Genomic DNA, 14302 nt, shown 5'->3' with positions numbered 1-14302 from the left:
CATCATCGTGGACGACGACGGGACCGCGAGGATCACTCAGGTGAGTGATGTTGTCGCCGGCTGCGTGCGCCAGGATCCTCGCGGCGCAGCGGCCCCGGCCGGCGCGCGCCCGCGCCGCCGGATCTGCACCTCATGGGGACGTGCAGAGGGGTGGCGCGGGCGCCGTCAGTGGGGACGGGTCGGGTCCGTTGCCAGCCTCCCCGCCGTGCCTGCAGCGCGGGCGTCGGGTGACCGGCGACGCCGGGTCACCCGAGCGCGGTGCGGACGTTGGCCCGCACGGCGTCGCGGATCGGCGTCGTGCCCGCGTCCAGCTCGAGCACCTGGCGGGCGATGCGCGGCTCGTGCAGCAGCTCGGCGACCGTCGTCGCGACGTCGGCGCGCGCGACCTGGCCGTGCAGCGCCGCGGGACCCAGCGTGATCGTGCCCGCGCCGGGACCGTCCACGAGCAGGGACGGGCGCAGGACCACCCAGTCCAGGTCGCTCTCCGCGAGCGCGACGTCGCCGACCTTCTTGACGGCGTAGTAGTGCTCGACGTCCTCGTCGAGCACCAGCTCGCGCTGGGCCTCGGGCAGCACCGACACCGAGACGAACCGGGGCACTCCGGCCCGCCGGGCGGCCTCGATCGCCGTGGCGAGACCGCAACCGTCGACGGCGTCGGTGACCGCCCGGGCGCCGGCGTTGGACCCCGCCGCGAAGACGAGTGCGTCAGCCCCCCGGATCGCCGCCGCCAACGCGTCGGCGTCCATGGTCGTGAGGTCACCGACGGCTGCGCGGACCCCTCGGCCCGCGAGGTCGTCCCGCTGGCTCCCCTGGCGGACGAGGCCGCGAACGTCGTCGCCGTGGGCCAGCAGTTCGCCGGCGAGCCGTCGCCCGACCCCGCCGGTCAGGCCGATCACGAACGTCTGCACGGGCGCCCCTCAGCCGGCAGCGGGCTGGGGGGCGACCGCGGTGACGCGGATCTCGATCCGCATCCCGACCGCCGCGAGCGACGGCACGCCCACCGCCGTCCAGACGGGCGCGCGCCCGCCCGTCCGCCGGCCGAGCTCCTCGGCTGCGACCCTGACGTGCAGCTCGCCGATCTCGTCGTCGGCGAGCGGCACGTGGAAGCTGTCGACCGCGACGACGTCGGCCCAGGAGGCTCCCGCCTCGGCCAGCACCCGCTCGACGTTGTCGAAGGCCCGGACGACCTCCTCCCCGAGGTCGGCGGGGAACTGCAGGTCCTCGTCCCACCCTCCCTGGCCGGAGACGTGGACGACGTCGCCCAAGCGCACCGCCTGGCTGTGGTTGTTCTGCTCGCGGAGCCTGGTGCCGACGCCCGGCGTGACGATGAACTGGGGTGTGGTCATGGGGTTCCCTTCCTGGTTTTTGCTTCACGTGTGAACTGATCTGCAGCGTGCATCATTTCACGCGTGAAGTCAAACGCCGCTGCTAGCATCGCCACATGCCCGCCGCCGAGCACGATCCCGAGCACGGCGAGAGCGCCGCTCCCGGGCAGCCGTGGCTCTCGGAGAGCGAGAAGGAGGCCTGGACGGGCGCGATCTCGCTGATGCTCCTGCTACCGGGCCGGCTCGAGTCGCCCCTGCAGCGCGAGGTCGGCCTGACCCTGTTCGAGTACCTCACCCTCAGCCACATGTCGGAGGCCCCGGACCGACGCCTGGTGATGAGCGAGCTGGCCTACCTGGCGAACGGCTCCCTCTCGCGCCTGTCGAACGTGATGAAGCGCTTCGAGTCGCGCGGCTGGGCCGAGCGGTACCCCGACCCCGACGACCGGCGCCGCACGATGGCCGCGCTCACCGACGCCGGCTACGCGAAGGTGGTCGAGGCGGCACCGGTCCACGTCCGGTCCGTGCGCGAGCACGTCATCGATCCCCTGTCGGTCACCGACCAGCGGGCGATGGCGCGCATCGCCGCCAAGCTGCGCACCCGCCCCGAGGACCTCACCGCCGACTGACCTGCCCACCGGGAAGGGGAGGCCGCCCCTCGTGGTTGTCCCGGGGTGAGGCTCTCGCTGCTCGACCGTTCCCGCACTCGGGCCGGCTGGTCCGACGCCGCCGCCGTCACCGCGACGGTCGAGCGCGCCGTCGAGGCCGAGGCGCAGGGCTACCACCGCTTCTGGGTGGCCGAGCACCACGCGGTTCCCGGCATCGCCTCGAGCGCGCCGCCGGTGCTCCTCGCCGCCGTGGGCGCCCGGACCTCGCGGCTGCGCATCGGGTCCGGCGGCGTGATGCTGCCGCTGCACCAGCCGCTGGTGGTCGCCGAGCAGTTCCTGCTGCTGGAGGCGCTGCACCCCGGACGGGTCGACCTCGGCCTCGGACGCTCCCTCGGCTTCACCCCTCCCGTGCGCCGCGCCCTGCGCCGCGAGGAGGCGGCCGCCACGGGCTTCGAGGCCGACCTGCAGGAGCTGCGGGGGCTCCTGACCGGCGACGGCGAGGTCACCGCGCGACCGGCCACGCGCGGTGACGTGCCGATGCACGTCCTCGCGGTGCGCCACGGCGTCGCGATCGCGGCGCGGCTCGGCCTCCCCGTCGTGGTCGGCGGGACCGACCTGCTCTCGGACGAGGTGCTCGCCTCGTTGCGCGAGTACCGGCGCTCCTTCCGACCCTGGCGCGGCAGCGCGCCCTCCGTGACGGTGTCACTGGACGTGACCGTCGCCGAGGACGACGCGACCGCCCGCGACCTGGCCCTTCCCGAGGCGTGGGCGATGGCGCAGTCGCGGCGCACCGGGGAGTTCGCACCGCTGCAACCGGTGCGGGCGATCCGCGACGCCTCGTGGCCCGCCCAGGTGCGCGAGCGCGTGGAGGCCTTGCTGGAGCGTGCCGTGGCCGGGAGCCCCGCCCGCGTGCGGCGCCACCTCGAGCAGCTGGCGGACCGCACCGGGGCGGACGAGCTGATGGCCAGCACCTCGACCTTCGACGTCGACGCGCTGCGCGAGTCCGACCGGCTGCTGCGCGACCTGGTGGCGTGAGCGGGGCAGCCGGTCCGAGGACCTGACGACCGAGGGGCCCCCGGACAGGATCCCACCCGGAGCTAGGACGACGTCGCGGTCCGCAGGCCCTGGTCGAGCAGCCCCAGATCGGTCCCCCGCTCAGGCGACGTCCTCGACCAGCGACGTGGGCGGCAGCCAGTCCGCGCCGAGCAGCGCCGCGACGTCGGTCAGGCCGCTGGTGTCACCGCCCACGGTGTCCGACGCGGCGGCGATGCGCTCCACCATCACCCGGCCGACCTGCTCCTCGACGGTGCCCTCGGCGTAGGCGACGTGCCACGGCGAGACCTGGTGGTCGCGGTGGGTCCGGCCGGTCACCTGACGGCCGGCGATACCCGAGAAGCGGGCCTGGTGGAAGACGCCGACCCGGGGCTCCGTGCTGGCCCTGGCCCCACCCGGGAGGGTCTCGCCCGCGTGCAGGCTGATCGAGGCGACCGTGGTGAACACGCACACCCGTGCCGCCCCGGTCTGGAACCGCAGCCGCTCGGCCTCCGGGTCGAAGCGGTCGCGGCCGTAGATGGCGGCGACCTCGATGCCGGCCTCGCGCAACCGTTCGCTGATGGGGTCCGCGGCGGTCGCGACGAACTCGACCGAGCACGCCACCTGCCGCTCGGCGGCCACCTGCTGGGCGATCCAGTCGACGGTGGAGTCGACGCGGATGAGACCGGCCTTCTGCCGGAAGCGCAGCAGCGCGGCGCGCCCCTTCGCGGTGTTGCGACCGCGCCGGGCGAGGTCCATCTCGCGGCAGAACTCGCCCCACTCCGCCTCGTAGGCCGTGCGCTCGACCGGCGTCAGCGTCACCGGCATGCCCGAGATCGGCACCGGGCCCCAGGGTGCCGCGCGGTGCAGCATGGCCGGCGGCTCCTGGTCGGCGAGCCAGCCACGCACCCGCGCCAGGTCCGTCGCGCGTCGCACCGGGTCGGCGGTCCAGGTCGCGCCGTGGCGACCGTGCTCGACACCCACCCCGTGCCGTTCCAGCGCGGTGGCGAACGTGGCGGCGGGCTGCGCGGCGGAGGTCCACTCCCGCATCGGCTCCTCGTGGGCCTGCGCGTAGGCCGGGGCGAGGTAAGGCAGCTCGAGCGGGGTGTGGCCGGGCGTCGCCGTCGTCGCGATCACGAACGGCGCCTGGTCGTGCGGCTTCCCGTGGCCCGAGATCCGCGCCCACAGCCGCCAGCGTTTGGTCGTCGTCCGGCGCAGCGCGTGGGCCTCGTCGGCGATGATCACGTCCCACGCGTGGTCGACGACCTTCTCCAGGCGGTCCCAGGTGATGACGACCCACTGCAGACCGCCGTCGCCCAGCCCGGAGATGGTGCGGCACCAGTGCCCGATGGTGATCGCCGCCGGCCGGTCGGCGACCACCAGCACGCGTCGCGCTCCGCGCAGGTCGCCGACGGCGATCGCCCCCAGCACCGCCGAGACCGTCTTGCCCACGCCGGGCTCGTCGGCCAGCAGGAACTGGCGGCCGCCCGCCTGGGCCCGCGCCGCGATGGCGTCGGCCGCCTCGAACTGGAGGCGCCGCGGCTCGAGCGTCTCCCGCGGCGCGGCGTGCTGGCCGGCGCCGGGCGTCTGGTCGTCGGGGTTCAGGGTGCGCTCGACGAACCGCCCCAGGGTGTGCGGACCCGGCGCGTAGGGCGCGAGGTGGGCGGGCAGGGCGCGGCCGACGTGCAGGTGGGTCCGGACGGCGGGGTGCCAGTCGGCGCCGTCGACCTGCGTGCCGTAGGGCACGTCGAGCACCCAGAGCCGCTCACCCGGACCAGGCTCGGGCAGCGGCCGGGGTGCCTGCCGCGCCGCGCGACGACGACGCCCCCCGGATCGTCGAGGGCTGGCCACCCGTGGACGGTATCGGCGCGCGCAGGGCGAGCCCGGTCGGCTCGCCGACGATGCTGGCGGCCAGGAGGTCGCGCCTCCACGACCGGGGGTGCGCGCACCCGCGCGTGTGCGGCGGTCATCGCCGTCCGACGACCGCGGGCCCCGACGCGAAGGGGGGGATCGACAGACCCTGAACACGGCGGTTGCGCTGCGTCACCGTGGAGGCATGACCGACGCCGTCGTCCGCCACCGCCCCCCGTCACCTGGCCACCGTCCCCACCGCGGTGCGCGGCGGGCACGGCGCGCAGCCGTCGTCGTGGTCGCCGCACTCGGCGCCCTCGGCGTCGGCGTCGTCGCGACGGCCAATGTCGTGGTGCTGCTGCGCGCCGACGGCGACCTGACGACGCGGGCCGGAGAGCTGGCGCCGGCCCAGGTGGTGATCGTGCCGGGGTCGCACGTGCGGGCGGACGGGACCCTCGGGCCGGTGGTGGCCGAGCGGGTGGGGGCGGCGGTGGCGCTGCACCGCGCAGGCACGGTGGAGAAGGTGCTGGTCTCGGGGGACCACGGCGGTGCCGGCTACGACGAGACCGGCCCGATGCGCGACGCCGTAATGGCAGCCGGCGTGCCGCCGTCCGACGTGTTCACCGACTACGCGGGGTTCAGCACGTGGGACACGATGAGCCGCGCCCGCGAGGTCTTCGGCGTCGAGACGGCGGTGGTGGTGACCCAGGGCGCCTACGCGGCCCGCTCGGTCGACCTCGCCGCCGCGGCCGGCATCGAGGCCCAGGGCTACGTCGTCCGCGAGGGCGGGCGCCGTGGCCGCGAGGTGCTGGCCCGGGTGAGCGGGCTGGTCGAGTCCGTCGTCCGCCCCGAGGTGACCGGCGGGCCGACGCACCCCATCACCGGCGACGGCCGGGCGTCCTGGGCGGAGCGGTCGTGACCGCGAGGCCAGGCGGTGCCCTGACGACGCTGGCCGGCTGGTCGCTGCTGGTGGTCGGGGTGGCGCTGGTGCCCCTGCCGGGGCCGGGAGCGCTCGTCGTCGTCGCCGGGCTGCGGGTGCTCGCCCCCCGGCACGCGTGGGCCGCGCGCTGGTACGAGCCGGCGCAGGCGCGTGCCCTGACCGCCGTCCGCGCCGGCGTCGCCACGCGGCCGCGCCTCCCGCTGACCTCGCTCGGGCCGGCGTGGCTGGTGGTGCTGTCGCTGGCCTACACCGTCGATCTCCGCGTCCCGCAGGTCGAGGTCGCCGGCGGGCGGCTGGGACCGGGCCTTCCGTTGGCCGGGACGGCCACCACCGTCGGCCTGTGGTCCTCGGCGGTCATCGCCTCGGCCCTGTTCGTGGTCGGTGCCGTCCGGTGGGGACCGCGGGCCGTCGGGGTCACCGGATGGACGGGCCGGCTGCGCGTGGCCGCGGCACGGGCTGTCACCGGACCTCGGGCCGGCCTCCGCTCGACCGTGGTGCTGGCGGCGGCGGTCGGCCTCTGCCTCACCGCTTCCTGACGCCGGCCGTCCTGGGCGGCAGTCGGTGCAGGGTCGACTGCGTGACGGCGCCGCCGTCCACGGTCAGCGTCAGGTAGGTGCAGTGCGGCTGCCGGCGGCGGTCGGTCGGCGAGCCCGGGTTGAGCAGCCTCAGCCCGCTCGCGGTCGTCGTGTCCCAGGGGATGTGGCTGTGCCCGAAGACCAGGACGTCGAGGTCGGGGTACAGCTCGTCGCACCGCTCCTCGCGTCCTCTGGACGGGCCCGTCTCGTGGACGACGCCGAACCGCACCCGCTCCACCTCGAACCGGGCCACCTCGGGCAGGCGCGCCCGCAGGTCGTCGCCGTCGTTGTTGCCCCAGACGCCGATGACCCGGCGTGCCCGCTGCTCGAGCTCGTCGAGGAGCCCGGCCGCCATCCAGTCGCCGGCGTGCACCACGACGTCGACGGCCTCGGCCGCGGACCACACCTGCTCCGGCAGCACCTTCGCGCGCGTGGGCAGGTGGGTGTCGGCGACGACCAGGAGCCGGGTGACCACCCCGCCCCTACTCGGCGGCGTCGCTGCGCGGGTGCCCCTCGACGCCGCTCTTGGCGCTCTCCTCCGGGAACGTCTCGGCGGTGGGGTGCGCGCCGCCGGGCGACCCCTGGGCGGGGTCGTACTCCCCCTCGGCGGCAGGGCCGTCGGTGGTCGAGGACTCCTCCGCCTCCTCGGCGGCGTCGTCCAGGCGTCCGGTCTGCTCCTCGGGCTGGTTCGTCATGCCTCGCCGGTACCCCGAGCGGCGCCGACCGCATCCGCCGGGCCGCGTCCGTCCGCCCGCGTCCGCCGGGCCGCGCGAGGCGGCCGGCGAGCCGCTCAGGCGCGAGCGGTCTCGCTCGCTCGCTTCGTCCTGGCCAGCGCGGCCCCCGCCTCGCGCGCGGCGGACTGCGCCAACTCATGCATCTCGGCGGCCAGGTCGGTGAACTCGTCGAGGGCGGGGTTGACCCCGACCAGGGTGAACTCGCGCTCGACGACGGTGAGGTCGGCCTGCCAGACGTCCTCCAGGATGCGGCGCAGGTAGGCGGTGGAGTGGTCCCAGCCCTCGCGCGGGGTGCCGGCGCCGTAGGCACCGCCCCGGACGGTGGCGAGCACGACGGGCTTGCCCTGCAGCAACGGGGCGCCCGCCTCGGCACCGGCGATCACGACGTCGATCCAGGCCTTGACGTGCTGGGAGACGCCGAAGTTGTACAGGGGCACGGCGAGCAGCACGGCGTCGGCCGAGGTGAGCTCCTCGATGAGCTCGGCGGCCAGCGCCTGGGCGGCGCGCTGCTCGGGGGTGCGGTCCTCCTCGGCCACGTACGCGGCGGTGACCGCAGCCGCCCACGCGTCGGCCGGCAGCGGCTGGGTGCCCAGGTGGCGGCGGATGATCTCGTCGTCGGGGTGCTCCGCGGTCCAGGCCGCCTCCACGATGTCGGCGATCTCGCGGCTGCTGGAGGTGGCGGGAAGGATGCTGGCGTCGAGCCGGAACAGGGTCATGGGTTCTCCTCGGTGGAAGTCAGGGCACCTCGTCGGCGCTTCTAGAATCCTAGCAACTTGTAGATGCCAAGTTGCATTCCCGCCAGAAGTTCACGGCCGCGACTACGCTGGTGTCCATGGGCGAGGAGGCGCAGGTCGAGCACTCGGCACCTGCCTGCGATGCCGCACTGACCCACGCGTTCGCTCTGCTCGGCAAGCGCTGGAACGGCGTGCTGCTGGGCTCGCTCGTCGGGGGGCCCGCGGGCTTCGCCGAGCTGCGGCGGGCCACGGGCGGCATCAGCGACTCCGTGCTCTCCGAGCGGCTGGGCGAGCTGGTGGCCGCCGGACTGGTGACGCGCGTCGTGGACGAGGGTCCCCCCGTCGCCGTGCGCTACCAGCTGGCACCGGCCGGGGCCGCACTTGCACCGGTGCTCGACGACCTCGGCACCTGGGCTCGCGACCACCTGTCCCGCGACCACCCGGAGAGCCGACGCGCCTAGGACACGTCTCCGCATCCGGATGCGCGGCGCCAGCGCCGCATCGAGAGAGGTGCCCTGGTGCCGCACAGTCCGCCGAGGCCGCGGAATAGCGGTGCGGGGGCGCCTGGTTCCTCCGGCATGGGTCAGGTGCTGCGCACGGCAACGGTCGTGGTGATCGGCGCCGGCCAGGCGGGCCTGTCCGCGGCGCACCACCTGCAGCGGCGCGGCTTCGTGGGGCTCGGTCCCGACGGCGCCGGGCCCTCCGGGGGCGGGGACCGGAGTCGCTCGCCCGGGACCTACGTGGTGCTCGACGCGAACCCCGCACCCGGCGGTGCGTGGCAGCACCGCTGGCCCTCCCTGACGATGGCCACCGTCAACGGCATCTTCGACCTCCCCGGGCGGGTCCAGGAGCCGCCCGATCCCGACGAGCCCAGCCGGACGGCGGTGCCGCGCTACTTCACCGCCTACGAGCGCGAGCTGGCCCTCCCGATCCACCGACCGGTGCGGGTGAGCGCGGTGCGGCGAGCCGACGACGACCCGCGCGGGCGGCTGCTCGTCGAGACGAGCGGCGGCACCTGGCTGGCGCGGTACGTCGTCAACGCCACCGGCACCTGGGAGAACCCGTTGCTGCCCCGCTACCCCGGGCAGGAGACGTTTCGCGGCCGGCAGCTGCACGTACGCGACTACCGCGACGCCGCGGAGCTCGCGGGGCTGCGTGTCGCGATCGTCGGCGGCGGCATCTCGGGCGTCCAGCTGCTCGAGGAGATCTCCCGCGGTGCGAGCACGTTCTGGTACACCCGTCGCGAGCCGGTGTTCCTCGAGGGCGAGTTCGAGCCGGAGACCACCGGGCGCGCCGTCATCGCGCAGGTGACGGCCGACGCCGAGGCCGGTCGGCCCGGGCGCAGCATCGCCTCCTACACCGGTCTGCCCGCCACGATCCCCTACGTACGAGCAGCCCGCGAGCGCGGCGTGCTCAGCCGCCGACCGATGTTCGTCGCGATCGAGCCGACCGGGGTCCGCGAGGCCGACGGCACCCTCACCCCGGTGGACGCGATCCTGTGGGCCACCGGCTTCCGACCCGCGCTGTCGCACCTCGACCCGCTCTACCTGCATGGGCCGCTCGCGGGCATCCCGGTCACCGGCACCCGCGCCGACCGGGAGCCGCGCCTCCACCTCATCGGGTTCGGTCCCTCGCAGTCGACCGTCGGGGCCAACCGCGCCGGCCGGGAGGCCGTCGGCGCCATCGTGACCGACCTGGCGCGGCAGCGGGACAGCGCACTGACCTCACGCTGACCTGCCCAGCGAGCTGACCGGCGAGGTGACCGACGAAGGGGGGATCAGCGGGCCCTGCCTCCGGTTCGGGAACTGCGCGACGGTGGTGGCACGCCCCCGGGACTCCCCCGGCGGCACACCACTCGACACCAGGAGCACCCCATGCCTCGCAGGAACATCGACATCACCGTCCCCGACCTCTCCGGCAAGCGCGCCGTCCTCACCGGCGGCAGCGACGGCATCGGGCTCGGCATCGCCCGGCGGCTCGCAGCCGCCGGCGCCGAGCTGGTGCTGCCCGTGCGCAACCGGGGCAAGGGCGAGGCGGCCGCCGCCGAGATCCGCGCCGCCGCCCCGGGCGCCGTCGTCCGGCTGCACGACCTGGACCTCTCCTCGCTGGAGTCGGTGGCCGGGTTCGGCCAGACGCTGCGCGCCGAGGGAGCCCCGGTGCACCTGCTGGTCAACAACGCCGGCGTCATGACGCCCCCCGAGCGCCAGACCACCACCGACGGGTTCGAGCTGCAGATGGGAACCAACCACCTCGGCCACGTGGCGCTCGTCGCGCACCTGCTGCCGTTGCTGCGTGCCGGCCGGGCCCGCGTCACCTCGCAGGTGAGCATCGCCGCGGCCGGTGGCGAGATCAACTGGGACGACCTGAGCTGGGAGCGGTCCTACGACGGCATGAAGGCCTACCGCCAGTCCAAGGTCATGTTCGGCCTCTTCGGCCTCGAGCTGGACCGGCGCAGCCGCGAGCTCGGCTGGGGCATCACGAGCAACCTCTCGCACCCCGGCGTCGCGCCCACCAGCCTGCTCTCGGCCCGCCCCGAGCTGCAGCGCGACACTGACACCACCCAGGTGCGGGTCATCCGCTGGCTCTCGGCCCGCGGACTGGTCGTCGGCACGCCCGTGACCGCCGGCCTGCCCGCCCTGATGGCCGCCACCTACCTCGACTCCGAGGGCGGCCGGATGTACGGCCCGAGCGGCTTCCAGCACGTGGGTGGCGCGCCTGCCGAGCAGCGTCTCTACAAGCCCCTGCGCGACGAGGAGGAGGCTCGCCGGGTGTGGCTTGCCTCGGAGAAGCTGACCGGCGTCACCTTCCCGGCCCCGGAGCCCGGTGTCAGGCTGGCGTCGTGACCGTGAGCATCGACCGCCCCCAGCTGGCCGAGTTCCTCCGGCGACGCCGCGAGGCGCTGCAGCCCGAGGACGTCGGCATGCCGCGCGGCCAGCGACGCCGCACCAGCGGCCTGCGCCGCGAGGAGGTCGCCGTGCTCTGCCATATGTCGACCGACTACTACACCCGGATCGAGCAGGAGCGCGGGCCGCAGCCCTCGGAGCAGATGATCGCCTCGATCGCGCAGGGCCTGCACCTGACCGTTCCCGAGCGCGACCACCTGTACCGGCTGGCCGGCCACCAGCCGCCGCCGCGCGGCGCCAGCAGTGAGCACATCAGCCCCGGGATGCTGCGCATCTTCGACCGGCTCGGCGACACCCCGGCCGAGATCGTCACCGAGCTCGGGGAGACGTTGCGCCAGACCCCGCCCAAGGTGGCTCTGACCGGCGACTGGACCCGCTTCACCGGGTACGCGCGCAGCAACGGCTACCGCTGGTTCACCGACCTCTCCACGCGCGAGATCTACGTGGCCGAGGACCGCTCCTTCCTCTCCCGCATGTACGCCGCCGGCCTGCGCGGCATCGCCGCTGTGCGCGGGCCGGGCTCCCGGGCCGCCGAGCTGGCCCAGGACCTGCTGCAGCACAGCGACGAGTTCGCCACCCTCTGGGCCGATCACGAGATCGGCCTCGAGCCCGACGAGGTCAAGCGCTACCAGCACCCCGAGGTCGGCCGGCTCGACCTCAACTGCCAGGTGCTGCTCGACCCGCACCAGTCCCACCGGCTGCTCGTCTACACCGCCGACCCCGGCACCGAGAGCCACGAGAAGCTGCAGATGCTGACCGTCATCGGCGCACAGCGGATGAGCTCCGCCCAGGCCTGAGCCTGCCCCTCCCGCGCGGCACCGCCGCGCCGCTCCCGACCCGGCACCGGGTGCGGGGCCGCACGCCCCTGCCCGCACGCCCGCCCACACGACCTGTGAGGACCCTCCGCCATGACCCGCTTCCTGACCTTGCTCGGCCGCAGCACGGCCGCCCACCCGTGGCGCACGTTCGCCGCCTGGCTCGTCGTCGCCGTGGCGATGGTCGCCGCTGCCGGCGCCTCCGGCGGCACGCCCCAGGACGACTTCAACATCGACGACGCGCCGGCCCAGGCCGGGGTCGAGCAGCTGCGCGAGCACTTCCCCGCCTCCGGCGCAGCCGGCAGCTCGGCCCAGGTGGTGGTGCACGATCCTGACGGATCAGTGCTCTCGGAGGAGTCACTCGCCACCGTCAACCGCGAGCTGGCCGAGATCGAGCACGTCACCTCCGTCTCGCCGCCGCGCGTCGCGGAGAGCAGGAGCACTGCTCTGCTCGGTGTGGTCTTCGATGCGCCGGTCACCGACCCCGACCTGACCGGTGGCGCCGGGCTCGAGTCGCTCGAGGCCGCGGTGGCGGACGCCGAGTCCGCCGGCGCCCTCGACGGTCTCCAGGTCGAGTTCGGCGGCGAGCTCGCGGCGGCGGGGTTGGAGGAGGTCCAGGGCACCGGCGAGCTGGTCGGCGTCGTCGTCGCGCTGCTGCTCATGACGATCGTCCTGGGCACGATCGTGGCGGCCGGGCTGCCGCTCCTCATGGCGATCCTGGGGCTCGGCGTCTCGGCGATGGGCGTCACGCTCCTGGCCGCTGTCACCAGCGTGAGCACGACGGCTCCCACGGTGGCGATCATGGTGGGTCTCGGCGTGGGCATCGACTACGCCCTGCTGCTGGTGACCCGACAGCAGGAGTTCCTCCGCGCCGGGGTCCCGGTCGTCGAGGCCGCCGGGCGCACGGCCGCCACCGCCGGCCGGTCGGTGCTCTTCGCCGGCGCGATCGTGCTGGTGTCGCTGATGGGTCTGCCGCTCGCCGGTCTGCCCGTCTACTCCTCGTTCGGCTTCGCGACCGCCATCGCGGTGCTCTCCGTCGCCGCGGCGGCGCTCACCCTGGTGCCGGCCCTCGGCGGACTACTGGGTCGGCGACTGCTCCCCCGGCGGGAGCGCCGCGGGCTCCCGCCCCGGCGTCCCCGTCCGGCGCGCCCGCCGCTCTCGGCCCGCTGGGCGGCCGCCGTGGCGCGCCGGCCCGTGGCCTGGACCCTGCTCGCCGTCACCCTGCTGCTGGCGCTGGCGGCACCGACCCTCGACATGCGCACCTGGCCGCGCGACGTCGCGAACAACCCGGCCGAGAGCACCACCCGCCAGGCCTACGAGATCACCGCCGCCGAGTTCGGCCCGGGTGCCAACGGCCCGCTCACCGTGGTGGTCGACCGCGCCGCGGTCGGTGACGCCGGGGTGGCCACCACCGTCGAGAGGCTGCGCGCCACCGAGGGCGTGGTCGCCGTGACCGACCCGGTGGTCTCGCCTGACGGCGCCGTGGCGGTGGTCGAGGCGCAGCCCGCCTTCGGTCCCTCCGACGAGCGGACCCCGGCGCTGCTCGAGCAGCTGCGCGCCGAGCTGCCGGACGCCGTCGTCACGGGCAACACCGCGATGTTCTCCGACATCACCGTGCTGCTCGTCGACCGGATCCTGCTCGTCGTCGGCTTCGTGGTGCTCGTCTCGATGCTGCTGCTGGCGATGATGTTCCGCTCGGTGCTGGTGCCGCTGAAGGCCGCCGCACTCAACCTGCTCTCCATCGGGGCCGCCTACGGCGTCGTCATCGCCACCTTCCAGTGGGGCTGGGGCACCGACCTCATGGGACTCGACCAGGCGATGCCGGTCTCGAGCTGGCTGCCGATCCTGATGTTCGCGATCCTGTTCGGCCTCTCGATGGACTACGAGGTCTTCCTGCTCTCCCGCATCCGGGAGCGCTGGCTGGCCACTGGCGACGCCGTGGGCAGCGTCGTGCACGGCGTCGCCGCCACCGGGCGCGTCATCTCCACGGCGGCCGCGGTGATGGTCGCGGTGTTCCTCGGCTTCGCCACCGAGCTCGACCTCGTGGTGCGCCAGCTGGGCTTCGGCATGGCCGTCGCGGTCCTGCTCGACGCCACCGTCGTCCGGTTGGTGCTCGTGCCCGCCACCATGACGATGCTCGGACGCCGCGCCTGGTGGATCCCCGCCTGGCTGGACCGGGTGCTGCCCACCGTGGAGGCCGAGGTCGACCTACCGGACGGGCCGGTCAGCGAGGACGCGCCCGTGCGGCACGCGACGCTGGGCGCGGGCTAGCCACCCCGCGGGGTCCCTCCGGCGTCGCGTGACGGGTGGCTCGCAGTCCCAGTGCGAGCGTCACGCCCCAGCAGGCGAACAGTGGATCCCAGAGGACGGCGTGGCCCCACAGGGCCGCGTCGTCCTGTGGCCCCGACGGGTCGACCAACCCGGCCAGGCCGACCCAGGCGCCGACCGTGTTGGCCGTCCCGTAGAGCACGAGCACCGCGGCACCCGCCGACGACGCCGCACGCCACCACCGGCGTCCGGGCAGGTGGCCCGACTCCACCGCCAGCGGCACCAGGGCTCCGGCCGCCTTGACGGCGGCCACGAGGGTCAGCACCAGCGCGGCCGAGCCTGGCGACTCCTGACGCCAGTCGACGGCCCACTGCCCGACCGTCTCGACCAACCAGCTGCCGCCGGCCGCCCAGTAGGCGCTGGCGGCGGCGTGGACCAGACCCAGGACACAGGCAACCCTCAGCGAGGGGTGGTGCGGGGCCCGCGAGGTCACGGCTCGACGCTAGGGCGCGCGCACGCG

16 protein-coding genes are annotated in these 14302 nt (G+C 74.9%); 9 read left to right on the top strand and 7 right to left on the bottom strand.

Annotated elements, in window-relative coordinates; all coding sequences use genetic code 11:
* Positions 1–245 precede the first annotated feature (245 nt).
* Together ABD948_RS02870 and ABD948_RS02865 are read right to left on the bottom strand one after the other, a co-directional pair.
* Positions 246–908, bottom strand: a complete 663-nt coding sequence (locus ABD948_RS02870) for an NAD(P)H-binding protein (protein WP_345262541.1) — start codon at positions 906–908, stop codon at positions 246–248.
* Between the two features lie 9 nt (positions 909–917).
* Positions 918–1346, bottom strand: a complete 429-nt coding sequence (locus ABD948_RS02865) for a Rid family hydrolase (protein WP_345262540.1) — start codon at positions 1344–1346, stop codon at positions 918–920.
* Between the two features lie 95 nt (positions 1347–1441).
* Between ABD948_RS02865 and ABD948_RS02860 the strand changes: the two genes are divergently transcribed.
* Entirely contained in the window at positions 1442–1951 is a 510-nt protein-coding gene (locus ABD948_RS02860; RefSeq protein ID WP_345262539.1) for a MarR family winged helix-turn-helix transcriptional regulator, read from the top strand.
* 45 nt (positions 1952–1996) lie between these two features.
* Positions 1997–2965, top strand: a complete 969-nt coding sequence (locus tag ABD948_RS02855) for an MsnO8 family LLM class oxidoreductase (protein WP_345262538.1) — start codon at positions 1997–1999, stop codon at positions 2963–2965.
* A gap of 120 nt (positions 2966–3085) precedes the next feature.
* Here the strand turns inward: ABD948_RS02855 and ABD948_RS02850 are convergent, their stop codons facing one another.
* Entirely contained in the window at positions 3086–4813 is a 1728-nt protein-coding gene (locus ABD948_RS02850) for a DEAD/DEAH box helicase (RefSeq protein WP_345262537.1), read from the bottom strand.
* 205 nt (positions 4814–5018) lie between these two features.
* Between ABD948_RS02850 and ABD948_RS02845 the strand changes: the two genes are divergently transcribed.
* Complete coding sequence (locus ABD948_RS02845) at positions 5019–5732, top strand: SanA/YdcF family protein (protein WP_345262536.1); 714 nt, start codon at positions 5019–5021, stop codon at positions 5730–5732.
* Positions 5729–6289 carry a PGPGW domain-containing protein gene (locus ABD948_RS02840; RefSeq protein ID WP_345262535.1) on the top strand — a complete coding sequence of 187 codons (561 nt, stop codon included), beginning with the start codon at positions 5729–5731 and terminating at the stop codon, positions 6287–6289. Before ABD948_RS02845 ends, ABD948_RS02840 begins: the two co-directional genes overlap by 4 nt.
* On the opposite strand, the gene ABD948_RS02835 is transcribed toward ABD948_RS02840, so the two are convergent.
* From ABD948_RS02835 to ABD948_RS02825, 3 genes are all read right to left on the bottom strand, one after another.
* Positions 6276–6803, bottom strand: coding sequence for a metallophosphoesterase family protein (locus ABD948_RS02835; RefSeq protein WP_345262534.1), 528 nt, complete (start codon positions 6801–6803; stop codon positions 6276–6278). The genes ABD948_RS02840 and ABD948_RS02835 overlap by 14 nt on opposite strands.
* A gap of 7 nt (positions 6804–6810) precedes the next feature.
* On the bottom strand, positions 6811–7023 hold the full coding sequence (locus ABD948_RS02830; RefSeq protein WP_345262533.1) for a hypothetical protein: 213 nt from the start codon (positions 7021–7023) through the stop codon (positions 6811–6813).
* 95 nt (positions 7024–7118) lie between these two features.
* Positions 7119–7778, bottom strand: a complete 660-nt coding sequence (locus tag ABD948_RS02825; protein ID WP_345262532.1) for an FMN-dependent NADH-azoreductase — start codon at positions 7776–7778, stop codon at positions 7119–7121.
* 116 nt (positions 7779–7894) lie between these two features.
* Here ABD948_RS02825 and ABD948_RS02820 point away from each other — a divergent pair, with 116 nt between their 5' ends.
* The 5 genes from ABD948_RS02820 to ABD948_RS02800 all read left to right on the top strand — a co-directional run bounded on the left by ABD948_RS02820 (position 7895) and on the right by ABD948_RS02800 (position 13785).
* Positions 7895–8257 (top strand): winged helix-turn-helix transcriptional regulator, encoded by a 363-nt coding sequence (locus tag ABD948_RS02820; protein WP_345262531.1) that lies wholly within the window; start codon positions 7895–7897, stop codon positions 8255–8257.
* Between the two features lie 126 nt (positions 8258–8383).
* Positions 8384–9529: an NAD(P)-binding domain-containing protein gene (locus ABD948_RS02815; protein WP_345262530.1), complete on the top strand. Its 1146-nt coding sequence runs from the start codon at positions 8384–8386 to the stop codon at positions 9527–9529.
* Between the two features lie 141 nt (positions 9530–9670).
* A complete protein-coding gene (locus ABD948_RS02810; protein ID WP_345262529.1) occupies positions 9671–10639 on the top strand; it encodes an SDR family oxidoreductase in 969 nt (322 codons plus the stop codon).
* A complete protein-coding gene (locus ABD948_RS02805) occupies positions 10636–11496 on the top strand; it encodes a helix-turn-helix transcriptional regulator (RefSeq protein ID WP_345262528.1) in 861 nt (286 codons plus the stop codon). The genes ABD948_RS02810 and ABD948_RS02805 overlap by 4 nt, the downstream gene beginning before the upstream one ends.
* A 111-nt stretch (positions 11497–11607) precedes the next feature.
* Complete coding sequence (locus ABD948_RS02800; protein WP_345262527.1) at positions 11608–13785, top strand: MMPL family transporter; 2178 nt, start codon at positions 11608–11610, stop codon at positions 13783–13785.
* On the opposite strand, the gene ABD948_RS02795 is transcribed toward ABD948_RS02800, so the two are convergent.
* Positions 13739–14275 (bottom strand): DUF3995 domain-containing protein, encoded by a 537-nt coding sequence (locus ABD948_RS02795; protein ID WP_345262526.1) that lies wholly within the window; start codon positions 14273–14275, stop codon positions 13739–13741. The two genes, ABD948_RS02800 and ABD948_RS02795, sit on opposite strands and share 47 nt — an antisense overlap.
* Positions 14276–14302 lie beyond the last annotated feature (27 nt).

The sequence above is a fragment of the Nocardioides nanhaiensis genome, assembly GCF_039542785.1.
Lineage (GTDB): Bacteria > Actinomycetota > Actinomycetes > Propionibacteriales > Nocardioidaceae > Nocardioides > Nocardioides nanhaiensis.
Note: the sequence above shows the minus strand (reverse complement) of the source record. Positions and strands in the feature narration are given on the sequence as shown.

Bases quoted from the DNA above. Each gene is read 5' to 3' on its own strand.
- ABD948_RS02865 (WP_345262540.1), bottom strand. From the start codon at position 1,346: ATGACCACACCCCAGTTCATCGTCACGCCGGGCGTCGGCACCAGGCTC.
- ABD948_RS02860 (WP_345262539.1), top strand. From the start codon at position 1,442: ATGCCCGCCGCCGAGCACGATCCCGAGCACGGCGAGAGCGCCGCTCCC.
- ABD948_RS02845 (WP_345262536.1), top strand. From the start codon at position 5,019: ATGACCGACGCCGTCGTCCGCCACCGCCCCCCGTCACCTGGCCACCGT.
- ABD948_RS02830 (WP_345262533.1), bottom strand. From the start codon at position 7,023: ATGACGAACCAGCCCGAGGAGCAGACCGGACGCCTGGACGACGCCGCC.
- ABD948_RS02825 (WP_345262532.1), bottom strand. From the start codon at position 7,778: ATGACCCTGTTCCGGCTCGACGCCAGCATCCTTCCCGCCACCTCCAGC.
- ABD948_RS02820 (WP_345262531.1), top strand. From the start codon at position 7,895: ATGGGCGAGGAGGCGCAGGTCGAGCACTCGGCACCTGCCTGCGATGCC.
- ABD948_RS02810 (WP_345262529.1), top strand. From the start codon at position 9,671: ATGCCTCGCAGGAACATCGACATCACCGTCCCCGACCTCTCCGGCAAG.
- ABD948_RS02800 (WP_345262527.1), top strand. From the start codon at position 11,608: ATGACCCGCTTCCTGACCTTGCTCGGCCGCAGCACGGCCGCCCACCCG.